This is a genomic window from Kribbella sp. NPDC020701, from assembly GCF_055562215.1.
The window spans coordinates 24,314-36,726 of the sequence record NZ_JBVHFT010000001.1 but is presented as its reverse complement, the minus strand read 5'-3'; the positions used below and the strand labels follow the sequence as shown (position 1 = coordinate 36,726).

The window sequence follows — 12,413 nt, the reverse complement described above, 5'->3', positions numbered from 1 at the left end:
CCCGTGCCCGCGCCCCTCCCCGTGCCCGTGCCCGTGTCCGGCGCCGTGCCCGTGTCCGGCGCCGTCTCCGGGTTCAGCCTCTCGCCCCTGCCCAGCGCCGTGTCCGTGTCCGTGTCCAGCCTCGTGTCCGTGTCCAGCCTCGTGTCCGTGTCCAGCGCCGTGCCCCTGCCCAGCGCGGTCTCCGGGTCCGACACCGCCTCCGGGTCCTGCGCCGTCTCCGTGTTCGTGACCATGCCCGTGTTCGGCAGGGTGACCATGACCATGACCCGCCGCGGGCTCACGCCGTACGTTCATGGACACATGTTATCTGCGCAACCATGCATATACGCAAGTAGGCAGGTTCTGGGTACAGTGTCGACCATGCACTCGTCGATCGAGGACTTCGAGATGCCGAACGAGGAGCAGGTGCATCTCGCCGCCGAATCGTTCCGTCTGCTCGCCGACCCGACGCGGATCCGCGTCCTCTGGGCGCTGCTGCAAGGCGAGTCGTCGGTCGCCTGCCTGGCCGAGCTCACCGGCGCCGCGCCGGCAGCCGTCAGCCAGCACCTGGCCAAACTCCGCCTGGCCGGCCTCGTCCGCGGCCGCCGCGAAGGCACCTTCGTCTATTACTCGGCCGCCGACCATCACGTCCGCAAACTCCCTCGACCAGGCGCTCTTCCACGCCGACCACCTCGACCGCGACCTCCCCGGCTGACGAGTTTCCCGCGGGCGCCCAGCGGCACTTCAACCAGACCCGGCGCGGCGACCCGCTGCTCTACCTCCCGGTGCCGCCGTCGTGTGACGGCAGTGCCGCAGCGAGGAGTTCGGCGAGATGGTGCGGGCGGCGTGAGGTGCCGTGGGTGATCTGGGTGCGACAGCTGAAGCCGTCGGCCAGTACGGCGGTTGCTTCGGGCAACGATCGTACGGCGGGGAGGAGGACGCGCTCACCGATCGCCTTCGAGACCTCGTAGTGGTCGCGTTCGAAGCCGAAGTTGCCGGCCAGACCGCAGCAACCCGAGTCGGGCACGGTTGCGTCGATGCCGGCCGCGGACATCAACCGGCGGTCGGCGTCGAAGCCCAGTACGGCGTGCTGGTGGCAATGGGCCTGGACCAACGCCGCTCCCCCGACGTGCGGTGGTTCCCACCCCGACTCGCTGACGAGCTCGGCGAAGGTCCGCGTCGTCCGCGCGGCCTGGTCAACCATCGGATTGTCGGCAATCAGATCAGGTGCGTCGTGCCGGAGGGCTGCCGTACAACTCGGTTCGAGCCCGACGATCGGCGTACCGGCGGCGAGATGCGGCGCGAGCGTCCCAAGCGACCGGTTGAGAACGCGTCGAGCAGTCTTCAACTGCCCGGTCGAGATCCAGGTCAGACCACAACAGACCGGCTTGTCCGGCACCACCACCTCGAACCCAGCCGCCTCCAACACCGCAACCGCCGCCCGCCCAACCTCAGGCGCCAAATAGTTGGTGAACGTATCCGGCCACAACACAACCTTCCGACCACCCGTCGACAATCCACCCGACCCCACAGCACGGTCCCTGGAACCGGCGAGGCCGATGGAACCCACCGGTTCGGCGCCCGGTCGGCCGGCGGAGGCGCGGTTGTTGAACCAGTGGGTGAAGCTCTCGGACGCGAAGGCCGGGACCTCCCGCTCGGCCGCGATCCCGCCTAAACGCTTGGTCAGCTGCAGGCGTGCAAATCGATTCGCAACGCCGGGCGCCCGCGACGCCAGCCTGGACCACAGAGGCAACCACCCCATCGACCAGTGGGACATCGGTCGTGCCCACGGGCGGCGGGCGTAATGGTGATAGGTGAACTCGGCCTTGTAGGTCGCCATGTCCACGTTGACCGGGCAATCGGACAGACATCCCTTGCAGGACAGGCAAAGATCCAGCCCATCGCGCACTTCGGTCGACCGCCAGCCATCCGTGATCACGTCGCCCTGCAGCATTTCCCACAGCAGATGCGCACGTCCGCGGGTCGAATGAAGTTCCTCGCGCGTGACCTGATAGCTCGGGCACATCACGCCGCCCGAACTCTGCCGGCACTTCCCGATCCCCACACACCGGCGCTGCGCCTGGGCGAAGTCGTCCGCGTCGTCCGGATACGTGAAGATTGTCAACAATCGACGGTCCTTCGCCGGTCCGTCGTGCCGGATCGCCAGATCGAGCGGCGGCGGGTCGACGATCATCCCGGGGTTCATCACCCGCCCCGGGTCCCAGATCTCCTTCAGTTCCGCAAACAGCCGCACCCCGTCGGCGCCGTACATCCGGCTGAGCAACTCCGACCGCGCCCGCCCGTCGCCGTGCTCACCCGAGACCGAACCGCCCAACTCGACCACGAGATCCGTCGACTGCTCGACAAACTCCCGGTACGTCGCGATCCCGCGCGTACTGAACAGGTCGAAGTCGATCCGCATGTGCATGCAGCCCTCACCGAAATGCCCGTACGACGCACCGGACACCCCGTGCCGGCCGAGCAGCTCGTCGAGTCCGCGGAGGTAGTCCCCCAGACGCTCGGGCGGTACGGCGGCGTCCTCCCAACCGCCCCACGCCTCGGCCCCGTCCGCCCGGCGAGTCGCCAGCCCGGCGGCATCCGTCCGACACCGCCACAACACGCCCTGAGCCTTCGCCTCCGTCACCAGCGAAGCCGACGCAGCGGAACCGGAGTCGCGCAGTTCGTCCAGCATCAACTGTGCGGCCCTGGCAGCCAGCACTTCGTCATCGCCGCCCATCTCCACGAGTAGCCACGCCTGGCCCTCCGGCAACCCGGCGTGTACGGCGGCGTCGCGCACCTCGGCCGGGAGGCGTTCGACCAGGTCGCTGTTGATCGACTCCATCGTCAGCGGATGGTGCCGCAGCACGACTGGCACACAGTCCGCTGAGCTAATCGAGTCGCCGAACCCGAGCACACACAAGACCTTTGCCTTGGGCAACTCGCTCAACCGCATCGTCGCCCGCAGAGTCGCCGCCAGACCGCCTTCGCTCCCGGACAGCAGCGCGGCCACGTTGTACCCGTACTCCGGCAGCAGCCGATGCAGCGCATACCCCGAGATCTGCCGACTGAACTGGCCGAACCTCCGCCTGATCAGCAGTTCGTTGCGATCCACGAACCCCTGCAGCGCTCGATGCAACTCCCCCTCCCGACCGACCCGAGCAGCGAGCCCCGCCCGATAACTCTCAAGGAAGCCCGCACCGCCACGCGCGCCTCCCACACGGCCACGCCCGCTTCCCCCACCGGCCCGCCCGCTGACCCGACCGCCAGGCCCACCTCCCCCACCGGCCCGCCCGCCGACCTCACCGCCACGCCCGCTTCCCTTACCGCCCTGGTCGTTCCCCGCATCGAGTGTCATTCGGGTGCCGTCGGCAAGGACCACGTCGAGCGATTGCAGATTGTCGGCAGTCGTCCCCCACGCCACCGAATGCGCCCCGCACGCATTGTTGGCAATCATCCCGCCCAGCGTCGCCCGGCTCGCCGACGACGGATCCGCCCCGAACGCCAGCCCGTACGGCCTCGCCGCGGCCAGCAGATCCGTCAACACCACCCCCGGCTCAACGACCGCCGTCCGTGCCACCGGGTCGATCTCCAGGATCCGATTGACGTGCCGCGACGCGTCGATCACCACCCCACCGATCGCATTGCCGGCCATCGACGTACCCCCACCGCGCAACACCACCGGCGCCCCGGCAGCCGCGATCAACGTGACCGCGTTCGCCAGTTCCTCCGCATCGGCCGGTACGACGACCAGCTCCGGTACGGCGCGGTAGTTCGAACCGTCGGCCGCATAGAGCGCTCGGGTCCGTCGATCGTCCGCCACGACACCCCGCAGTTCCCGGCGCAGGCGGGTCGCCAACCGCGCGACGTCGTACCCGAGACCGCGGCCTGGCGCCGCAACGACGCTTCCAGCAGCAGGATTGTCTGAGGTTAGCATTGTCAACAATCTACCGATTTGCGCGCCGGTCAGCCAGGAGGTCGCATGGTCACAGTAGGGCTGCTCTACCCCCGACACAGCGCGGAGGACGACGATCCCGCACTCGAGGCGCGGCTCGACGGCTCCATCCGCCTGCCGGTTGTGATCACCTCGCTCGGCGAGGGCGCGCACCGGGTAGATGGTCTGCTGGACCTCGGCCGGGCCGAGCGGCTCGCCGAGGGCGCCTCCGAGCTCGCGGCGGCCCAGCCGGATGCGGTGATGTGGGCCTGTACGTCGGGCAGTTTCGTGTTCGGACCCGAGGGCGCCCACAATCAGGCATCTGGTGTCGCTCAGGCGCTCGGCGTACCGGCGTCGTCGACGTCGCTCGCGTTCGTGGACGCGTGCCGCGCGCTCGGGGTACGGCGGGTCGCGGTGGCGGCGTCGTACCCGGACGAGGTCGCGCAGCACTTCGTCCGGGTTCTCACCGACGGCGGGACCGAGGTGGTCGCGATGGGCAGCCACGGGATCTTCACCGCGGCCGAGGTCGGCACGCTCGCGGCGGACCAGCTGATCGCGATGGTGAAGGCGGCGGACCACCCGGACGCCGAGGCGGTCCTGGTGCCGGACACGGCCATGCACACGTTGGAGATTGTCGACGATCTCGAGGCGACAGTCGGCAAGCCGGTGCTGACCGCGAACCAGGTGACCGTGTGGAAAGGGCTCGATTTGCTCGGCCCGGTACCTTCTCTGCCAAGCTTGGGCAGTCTGTTTTCAGCAAGGGGGACCTACGCGTGACCAGTTACATCGAGCCGTTGGCGCAGGAGTCGACGCCGAGCATCATCGCCGACAAGCTGCGCAGGGCGATCGCACACGGTGAGCTCAAACCGGGCGCTCAGCTGGCCGAGGCGGAGCTCGCTCGCCAGCTCGGTGTGAGCCGCGGGCCGCTCCGGGAGGGCATGCAACGCCTCACGCAGGAAGGCCTGCTGGTCTCGATCCGCAACCGCGGGCTGTTCGTCATCGACATGACGCTGGGCGAGATCCGCGACATGTACCTGGCGCGCGCCGCGATCGAGCGCGCCGCGGCGAGCAAGATCGTCGCCGACGGCGATCACGAGGCGGCCGGCAAGGAACTCCTCACGCTGGTCCGCAAGATGAGCGACGCCGAGGGCGACCCGTCGGCCGTCGGCGAGATCGACATCGCCTTCCACGAGCTCCTGGTCCAGCTCGCCGCCAGCCCCCGCCTCAGCCGCATCCACAAAACCCTCATCACCGAGACCCGGATGTGCATCCAGGCCCTCGAAGCCACCTACTCCGGCGCCGAAGCCCGCGTACGCGAACACCAACACATAGCCGAAGCCATCGCCGCCGGCGACCACCTCCTCGCCGACGACCTCCTCGTAGCCCACATGGAAGACGCCATAACCCGCCTCACCTCCCGGTAGCCGGGCATCCGAGGGCGAGTCCGTCCTTGGAGATGACCTGTGAAGTTGCGCGTCGAGGTCGTCTGAGGGTAGACCTGCTGCGGTCAGCTGAGGGCGATGCCGATGTATTTGGTTTCGAGGAACTCTTCGATGCCCGTGTGGCCGCCTTCTCGGCCGAGGCCCGATTGTTTGGTGCCGCCCGAAGGGGGCGGCGGGGTTGGAGACGACGCCCTGGTTGAGGCCAGGCACTGAGTACGGCCTGGTCGCGTACGTCTTCACCAACGACCTCCGCCGCGCCCCCCGCGTCGCCGAGCCCATCGACAACGGCATGGTCTGTTGGCGGCCGCGATCACCTCCTCCTCGGTGGTGAAGGAGGTGATGGGCGCGACGGGGCCGAAGATCTGTCTGCTGAGCGGTCGGGACGAGTACGGTCGTCGGCCGCGGTGAGGACCCCGGGGTTGCGAGGATGCCGGGATGACTCGTCGGCTGCTGCTGCATTCAGGTTCTGTTCTTGATGTCGTGTCCGGAGAGGTGAGTACGGCGGACGTCGTACTCGTGGACGATCGGATTGTTGACATTGGGACAGGGCTCGACGGCGACGAGGCGGTCGACTGTTCTGGTGGGTTGCTGCTGCCGGGGCTGATCGACTGTCACACGCATGTATGTACGGCGGAGACGCGGCGCGATCCGTTCGGGTTGCCGCGGTCGGTGCGGCCGTTGTCCGCCGTACCCGTGTTGCGCACGTTGCTGAGTCTTGGGATCACGACCGTGCGCGACGCGTGGGGCGCGGATGCCGGCGTACGGATGGCGGTGGAGAAGGGCTGGATCGACGGGCCGGAGGTGCTGATCAGCCTCCGGCAGGTCTGTACGACGGGAGGCATCGGGGACCTGTGGGCACCACGGACCGGGCCGGTCGACTTCTTCGAGGATCCGTCGCTGCCGGATCCGGTGTTCAACGGTGCGGATGAGGCGCGAGCCGTCGTACGGCGGATGGTTCGGGCCGGGGCGGATTGGATCAAGGTGGCGGCGACCGGGTCGATGGCGATCGGGACCGGTGTCCATGATCTGCAGTTGACAATCGACGAGATGGAAGCGCTGGTGGACGAGGCTCGGCGGCAGGGTGGTCGTCGGTTGATGGTGCATGCACACGGGGCACGGGCGGTTGAGCTCGCGGCGCGGGCCGGGGCGGGGAGTATCGAGCACGGGACCTATCTCGACGAAGCCGCGGTCGGGGCGATGGTTGAGGCCGGGACCTGGCTCGTGCCGACGCTGTCCGTTAGTCAGTCGGATCCGGAGAGTGTGCCGGCGGGGGCTGCCGAGGCGCATCGGGAGTCGGTGCGGCTCGCGAACGACGCGGGGGTGCGGATTGCGATGGGTACCGACAATCCGGTGCGGCCGCATTCCGAGGTGCTGTGGGAGCTCAGGCATCTGGCCGCGGCTGGGCTGGGTGATGCCGGGGCGTTGCGCGCGGCAACGATCGATGCTGCTCGGTTGCTCGGTCTGGCAGACGACCGTGGCGAGGTCAGCGTGGGTAAGCGCGCTGACCTGGTACTCCTCGACGGCACCGACCTGGACTGCACATCCCTGGAGCAACGCATCCGCCAGGTCTTCCACAACGGCCGCCCAGTAAGCCGCCCGGCCAGCTGACGCCAAGCGGGCGGGTCGCGGTCGGCGCTGGGTGGGTGGGGGGCGCGGTTGACTCTGACACTGTGTTAGGGGGTAGACCGGCGGCATGATGAGAACGGCTACTGAGGTTGCGGGGCGGATTCGGGGTGGTGCGGTGACGTCGCGTGAGGTGACGGAGGAGCTGCTCGACCGGATCAGCGTCGACGCCCGGGCAGAGTCCGGCGCCCGCGTGAACGCGGTGGTGGAGACGCGGGGGGAGTTTGCGTTGCGGGCTGCTGATGCAGCTGATGCTGCGGTTGCGGAGGGGCGGGAGGTTGGGCCGCTGCATGGGGTGCCGATGACGGTCAAGGAGTGTTTCAACGTCGCGGGGATGCGTACGACGTGGGGTGTTCCGGCGTTTGCGGAGTACGTCGCGGAGCGGGACGCGACTGTGGTCGACCGGCTCGGCCAGGCGGGCGCGATCATTGTCGGCAAAAGTAATGTCCACACGATGCTGGCGGATTTCGGGCAGACCGCGAACGAGATCTACGGCCGGACGAACAATCCCGCGGACCTGACCCGCACGCCGGGGGGATCGAGCGGAGGTGGGGCGGCCGCGCTGGCCGCGGGGTTGAGCTACCTCGAGTACGGCTCGGATCTCGTCGGGTCCATCCGGCTGCCGGCGGCGTACTGCGGTGTCTACGGACTGAAACCGACCACGGGACTGGTCCCGCTGGACGGATTCCAGGTGCCGGGACCACCTGCGGTGCCGAACGACTTCCCGAACCTGTCGACAATCGGACCACTCGCGCGATCGGCCGCCGACCTGCGTACGGCGTTGCGGCTCACCGGCGGGCCGGAGGCGCCGTACTCCTGGAATCTTCGGCCGGCGCGGCGCGAACGGCTCGCCGACTTCCGGGTAGGCGTCGTCACCGACGATGCGGCCGCACCGGTGTCGAGCGAGGTGGGCGACGTGCTGTCCGACACGATCGATCGGATCGGGCGGAGCGGCGCGAAGATCGTCGAAGGCTGGCCGGAGGGAGTCGATCCGGCAGAACAGGCCGAGGCGTTCGGATTCCAGGTCGGGCTGTTCTTCACGCTGCACGGCGACGCGCCGGCGTCCGCGAGTCTCGTCGAGGTGATCGAGCAGGAGCGTCGGCGGATGGCTGCGCGGATGCAGTGGCAGCAGTACTTCGAGGATGTCGACGTCTTCCTGTGCCCGACCAGCTTCACCACCGCGTTCCCCCACGATGACCGGCCCTTCGAGGAGCGGACGATCACGACGTCGTACGGCGAGCAGCGGTACGACGCTCAGGTGTTCTGGATCGCCCACGCATCACTGACCGGCCACCCAGCGCTCAGTATGCCGATCGGACAGACGCCGAGCGGGCTGCCCGTCGGCGGTCAGGTGATCGGTCCGTGGCAAGAAGACGACACCGCCATCACGTTCGCGGAGCTCCTGGCTGGTTGACTTCATCTCGGAAGGGAGTGCGGATTGTTCGCAATCGGGGAATTCGCGAGGCATGGGCGAGTGTCGGTGCGGATGTTGCGGCACTACGACGCGATCGGGCTGCTGCGCCCGGCGTACGTCGATCCGGCGACCGGTTATCGCAGCTACACCGCGGGGCAACTGGCCGACCTCAACCGGATCGTCGCGCTGAAGGATCTCGGGTTCTCGCTCGAGCAGGTGCGGACGATGATCATGGACGACATCAGTCCGGCCGAGCTGCGTGCATTGTTGACAATCCGACGTGCGGAATTGGAATCGACCGTTGCGGAGAGCTATGCCCGGCTCGCTCAGGTCGAGTCACGGCTGCGCGGTATCGAGGACGACTTCCCCGCCGCCGACGTGGTGATCAAGGAACTGCCCGCCGTTCGGCTGGTCGGGCTGACCACCACGGCCGCGAGTTTCACGCCGGAGGACATCACCCCGGTCGTTCGTCCGCTGTGCGCCGAGCTCGGCCGCCGGCTCCCCCACGCAGCGGTCCGCCCGTCCGGCCACCTGACCTGTCTGTACGAGCGCGCCCCACAGGCGAGCGCGGATGAGGACGAAGTCGTCGTACGCGCGACCGTCCCGGCAGCTGTCGATGCCGAAGGCAACCCGAGTCATACCGGCGGCAATCCGGATGACGCGGACGGCAACACGCGTGGGGCTGACGGCAACGCGGGTGGGGCTGACGGCAACCTGGCTAACGCCGGCGACAACCCCAATGAGTCCGACGGCAACCTGGCTAAGGCCGACGGCAACGTGAATGGGGCTGTAGGCAACCTCAACGGGCTTGAGGTGATCGATTTGCCGGCGGTACGGGCGGCGACGTTGGTGTATCGCGGGCCGATCGATCAAGTGCTGCCCGCGTGGCAAGCACTAGCCCGCTGGATCGACGACAACGGTTATCGATCCAGCGAGCCGGCGCGTGAGCTCTACCTCGACTGCCCGGACGACCCAGCCGACTGGGTGACCGAACTGCAGGAGCCGATCGAGTAGTCAGGCCCTGACCGGTTCCGGCTCCAAGGCAACCGGAGGCGGCGCCTCCTCGGTGCCGGGGATCTCGGTGCCGTTGAGCGGGCAGCGGCCGGTTTCGGGGACCCTCATCAGGCGTTCACTGCGAGCGACGCCGAGGCCGGCGATCAGGGCTTGACTGCGGCGGCTATCGGTGCCGGGCGGCGATCAGGGCTTGACTGCGAGTGAGGCGAGGCCGGCGGTGATGACGGCGATGCCGAACTCGAAGCGCTCGTCACCGCTGGCGCCCGAGGTCAGGGCAGGGGCCAGAGCGGCCGTGATCGGGAAGCGGTCGGCGGGGAGTGATCCGAAGAAGGCACGCAGTTCGGAGACGAAACCCTCGACGTCCTCCTCGGTCCAGGCCCACGCACCTTGAACGCTTTCCTCGAAGGCGATCGCGGTGACGTACAGCGGGATCAGGTCGACCGCCCAGGCAGCCGCCTGGTCGGGAAGATTGCCGGCCTTGAGGATCCCGAGCATCCGCTCGGTACTGAGCAGAGCCCGCTCCCCCAGCGGCACCTGACCGATCGCGGCGCGCGCGACGCCCGGATTCGCCCGCATCACCCGGAGCATCTCGCGCATGGCGTCCTTGAGCTGCTCCTGCCAGCGATCCGGGTCGGCCTGCTCCGGGAGCTTCATCTGCTCGGCGGCCCGCTCGACCAGCAACTGGTCGAGCTCCCGCTTGTTCGCGACGTGCGCGTAGAGGGAGGCCGGCCCGGTGCCGAGCTCCTGGGCGACCTTGCGCATCGAGACCGCCTCGTACCCGTCCTTGACGATCAGCCGCATCGCCGCGTCGACGATCCGCTCGCGGGTGAGCGGCTCCTTCGGCGTACGCGCGGGTTTCGCGGGGCTGATCGGCTGCCAGGGCGACTGGGTCATGGCACCACTGTAGCGAACACCGTACTTGACAGGAACAGTGTTCGCGCGTAGAACAGTGTTCGTTAACGAACACCGTTCGCCCTCGTCGCTTCAGGAGCCACCGATGAGCACCTCCACCACCACTCCACCGGAACCCCAGACCACCCCACACGCCGGGCCGCGCACCGACACCAGTACGCCGTACCGGTGGCGCTGGATCGTGCTGGCGACCGTGCTGATCGCCGAGATCATGGACCTTGTCGACGCGACGATCGTCAACATCGCGGCACCCTCGATCCGGGCCGAGCTCGGCGGATCGGAGTCGGCGATGCAGTGGATGCTGGCCGGCTACACGCTCGCGTTCGCGATCGGCCTGATCAGCTTCGGCCGCCTCGGCGACCTCGTCGGACGCCGGCGGATGTTCCTGATCGGTGCGATCGGGTTCACCGTCGCCTCGGCGATCTGCGGATTGTCGACAAGCCCGGAGCTGCTGATCGGCAGCCGGGTCGCGCAGGGTCTGCTCGGCGCGGTGATGATCCCGCAGGGCTTCGCGATCCTGAAGGCGGTCTTCCCGGCGGACGAGATCGGCAAGGCATTCGCGCTGTTCGGCCCGGTGATGGGCCTGTCGGCCGTGGCCGGCCCGATCCTGGCCGGCGTACTGATCGACGCGAACTGGTTCGACGCCGGCTGGCGGATGATCTTCTTCATCAACGTGCCGATCGGCATCGCGGCCCTGATTGGTGCACTCCGGTTCATGCCCGAACTGAAGACCCCCGGCGCCTCGAGGCTGGACGCCGCCGGTGTGATCCTGGTCAGCCTCGCGTCCGGTCTGCTGATCTACCCGCTCGTCCAGGGCCGCGAGCTCGGCTGGCCGGCCTGGACGATCGTGATGATGATCGCGTCGGTGCCGACGTTCGTACTGTTCGGCCGGCGTGAGCGCCGCTCCGGCAACCCGGTGATCGACCCGTCCCTGTTCCGTAGCCGCGGGTACGTCGCCGGCCTCGCGGTGATCACCACCTTCTTCCTGGCGATGTCAGGCTTCATGCTGGTCTTCAACCTGTTCACCCAGCTGGGTCTGCACTACAGCCCGCTGAAGGCCGGCCTCGCGATGGTGCCGTTCTCACTCGGGATCGCGATCGGCGCGCCACTGTCCGGCGGACTGCTCGCTCCGAAGCTCGGGCGGAAGGCACTGCAGCTCGGCATCGCGGTGATGACGCTGGCGATGGGCGGTGTCTGGTTCACCCTGCACACTTACGGCGACGCGACGACGATCTGGAACCTGGTCCCGGCGACCCTGGCCACGGGGATCGGTGCCGGCCTGGTGTTCGCGCCACTGTTCGACATCATCCTCGCGTCGATCGACGACCAGGCCGCGGGCTCGGCGTCCGGCGTACTGACCGCGATGCAGCAGTTCGGCGGAGCGATCGGGGTCGCGGTGATCGGCACGATCTTCTTCCAGCTGCTGCCGATGCACGCCTTCCTCGGCGCCACCAAGACGACTGTCCTGGTCGCGATCGCGATGTTCGTGGTCAGCCTCGCCGTCACCTGGCTGCTGCCGAAGCGGGCCCGCGAAGGCGTCCAGGCGCACTGATCCGGGCATGACGAAGCCCCCGGCACCATGCGGTGCCGGGGGCTTCGGGACAGCTCAGTTGAACGAGTCGCCGCAGGCGCAGGAGCCGGTGGCGTTCGGGTTGTCGATCGTGAAGCCCTGCTTCTCGATCGTGTCGACGAAGTCGATCGAGGCGCCCTTCAGGTACGGCGCGCTCATCCGGTCCGTCACGACGTTCACGCCGTCGAAGTCGGCCACCACGTCGCCGTCGAGCTGACGCTCGTCGAAGAACAGCTGGTACCGCAGTCCGGAGCAACCACCCGGCTGCACGGCGACCCGCAGCGCGAGGTCGTCGCGACCTTCCTGGTCGAGCAGCGCCTTCACCTTCGCGGCGGCTCCGTCGGTGAGGATCACACCCGTGGCGACGGTCTGCTCGGTCTGCGCTTCAGTCATTCCTGACTCCAGTCATCTCTCAAGTGCCTACTCGCACCGCAGGCGGGCACGGAAAATCCGCTGACATCACGAGCCAACAGCTCCGAACTCGTGATCATTCCCATGGTCGCACACCAATTTCCAGGATCAACTACC

At 68.2% G+C, this 12,413-nt stretch carries 10 protein-coding genes and 1 pseudogene; 7 read left to right on the top strand and 4 right to left on the bottom strand.

All coding sequences use genetic code 11. The features are described 5' to 3' along the window. Positions 1 to 360 precede the first annotated feature (360 nt). A complete protein-coding gene (locus ACZ3HV_RS00165) occupies positions 361 to 843 on the top strand; it encodes an ArsR/SmtB family transcription factor (protein WP_465679482.1) in 483 nt (160 codons plus the stop codon). On the opposite strand, the gene ACZ3HV_RS00160 is transcribed toward ACZ3HV_RS00165, so the two are convergent. Next, positions 755 to 3,913 carry an FAD-binding and (Fe-S)-binding domain-containing protein gene (locus tag ACZ3HV_RS00160; RefSeq protein WP_465679480.1) on the bottom strand — a complete coding sequence of 1,053 codons (3,159 nt, stop codon included), beginning with the start codon at positions 3,911 to 3,913 and terminating at the stop codon, positions 755 to 757. The genes ACZ3HV_RS00165 and ACZ3HV_RS00160 overlap by 89 nt on opposite strands. Positions 3,914 to 3,958: 45 nt before the next feature. On the opposite strand from ACZ3HV_RS00160, the gene ACZ3HV_RS00155 reads away from it, so the two are divergent. After that, entirely contained in the window at positions 3,959 to 4,687 is a 729-nt protein-coding gene (locus tag ACZ3HV_RS00155) for a maleate cis-trans isomerase family protein (protein ID WP_465679479.1), read from the top strand. Next, positions 4,684 to 5,334 (top strand): GntR family transcriptional regulator, encoded by a 651-nt coding sequence (locus ACZ3HV_RS00150; RefSeq protein ID WP_465679478.1) that lies wholly within the window; start codon positions 4,684 to 4,686, stop codon positions 5,332 to 5,334. The genes ACZ3HV_RS00155 and ACZ3HV_RS00150 overlap by 4 nt, the downstream gene beginning before the upstream one ends. An 83-nt stretch (positions 5,335 to 5,417) precedes the next feature. Here the strand turns inward: ACZ3HV_RS00150 and ACZ3HV_RS00145 are convergent. Next, positions 5,418 to 5,556, bottom strand: a pseudogene (locus ACZ3HV_RS00145) (aldehyde dehydrogenase family protein); the annotation flags it as partial. A 231-nt stretch (positions 5,557 to 5,787) separates the two neighbouring features. On the opposite strand from ACZ3HV_RS00145, the gene ACZ3HV_RS00140 reads away from it, so the two are divergent. The 3 genes from ACZ3HV_RS00140 to ACZ3HV_RS00130 all read left to right on the top strand — a co-directional run bounded on the left by ACZ3HV_RS00140 (position 5,788) and on the right by ACZ3HV_RS00130 (position 9,403). Beyond that, positions 5,788 to 6,960 (top strand): amidohydrolase family protein, encoded by a 1,173-nt coding sequence (locus tag ACZ3HV_RS00140; protein WP_465679477.1) that lies wholly within the window; start codon positions 5,788 to 5,790, stop codon positions 6,958 to 6,960. A gap of 133 nt (positions 6,961 to 7,093) precedes the next feature. Next, the gene (locus ACZ3HV_RS00135; RefSeq protein ID WP_465679475.1) at positions 7,094 to 8,389 is read left to right on the top strand and encodes an amidase family protein; all 1,296 of its coding nucleotides are present in this window, start codon (positions 7,094 to 7,096) and stop codon (positions 8,387 to 8,389) included. A gap of 24 nt (positions 8,390 to 8,413) precedes the next feature. Further along, the gene (locus ACZ3HV_RS00130) at positions 8,414 to 9,403 is read left to right on the top strand and encodes a MerR family transcriptional regulator (RefSeq protein ID WP_465679474.1); all 990 of its coding nucleotides are present in this window, start codon (positions 8,414 to 8,416) and stop codon (positions 9,401 to 9,403) included. A 183-nt stretch (positions 9,404 to 9,586) separates the two neighbouring features. On the opposite strand, the gene ACZ3HV_RS00125 is transcribed toward ACZ3HV_RS00130, so the two are convergent. Further along, positions 9,587 to 10,297 (bottom strand): TetR/AcrR family transcriptional regulator, encoded by a 711-nt coding sequence (locus ACZ3HV_RS00125; RefSeq protein ID WP_465679472.1) that lies wholly within the window; start codon positions 10,295 to 10,297, stop codon positions 9,587 to 9,589. Positions 10,298 to 10,400: 103 nt separating this feature from the next. Between ACZ3HV_RS00125 and ACZ3HV_RS00120 the strand changes: the two genes are divergently transcribed. After that, the gene (locus tag ACZ3HV_RS00120; RefSeq protein ID WP_465679471.1) at positions 10,401 to 11,867 is read left to right on the top strand and encodes a DHA2 family efflux MFS transporter permease subunit; all 1,467 of its coding nucleotides are present in this window, start codon (positions 10,401 to 10,403) and stop codon (positions 11,865 to 11,867) included. Between the two features lie 54 nt (positions 11,868 to 11,921). Here the strand turns inward: ACZ3HV_RS00120 and erpA are convergent, their stop codons facing one another. Beyond that, positions 11,922 to 12,278, bottom strand: a complete 357-nt coding sequence (erpA, locus tag ACZ3HV_RS00115) for an iron-sulfur cluster insertion protein ErpA (RefSeq protein ID WP_360361870.1) — start codon at positions 12,276 to 12,278, stop codon at positions 11,922 to 11,924. Between the last annotated feature and the right edge of the window lie 135 nt (positions 12,279 to 12,413).

Excerpts from the sequence above, each read along its gene's own strand:
- ACZ3HV_RS00155 (WP_465679479.1), top strand. The coding sequence starts at position 3,959 with ATGGTCACAGTAGGGCTGCTCTACCCCCGACACAGCGCGGAGGACGAC.
- ACZ3HV_RS00165 (WP_465679482.1), top strand. The coding sequence starts at position 361 with ATGCACTCGTCGATCGAGGACTTCGAGATGCCGAACGAGGAGCAGGTG.
- erpA (WP_360361870.1), bottom strand. The coding sequence starts at position 12,278 with ATGACTGAAGCGCAGACCGAGCAGACCGTCGCCACGGGTGTGATCCTC.
- ACZ3HV_RS00120 (WP_465679471.1), top strand. The coding sequence starts at position 10,401 with ATGAGCACCTCCACCACCACTCCACCGGAACCCCAGACCACCCCACAC.
- ACZ3HV_RS00160 (WP_465679480.1), bottom strand. The coding sequence starts at position 3,913 with ATGCTAACCTCAGACAATCCTGCTGCTGGAAGCGTCGTTGCGGCGCCA.
- ACZ3HV_RS00125 (WP_465679472.1), bottom strand. The coding sequence starts at position 10,297 with ATGACCCAGTCGCCCTGGCAGCCGATCAGCCCCGCGAAACCCGCGCGT.
- ACZ3HV_RS00140 (WP_465679477.1), top strand. The coding sequence starts at position 5,788 with ATGACTCGTCGGCTGCTGCTGCATTCAGGTTCTGTTCTTGATGTCGTG.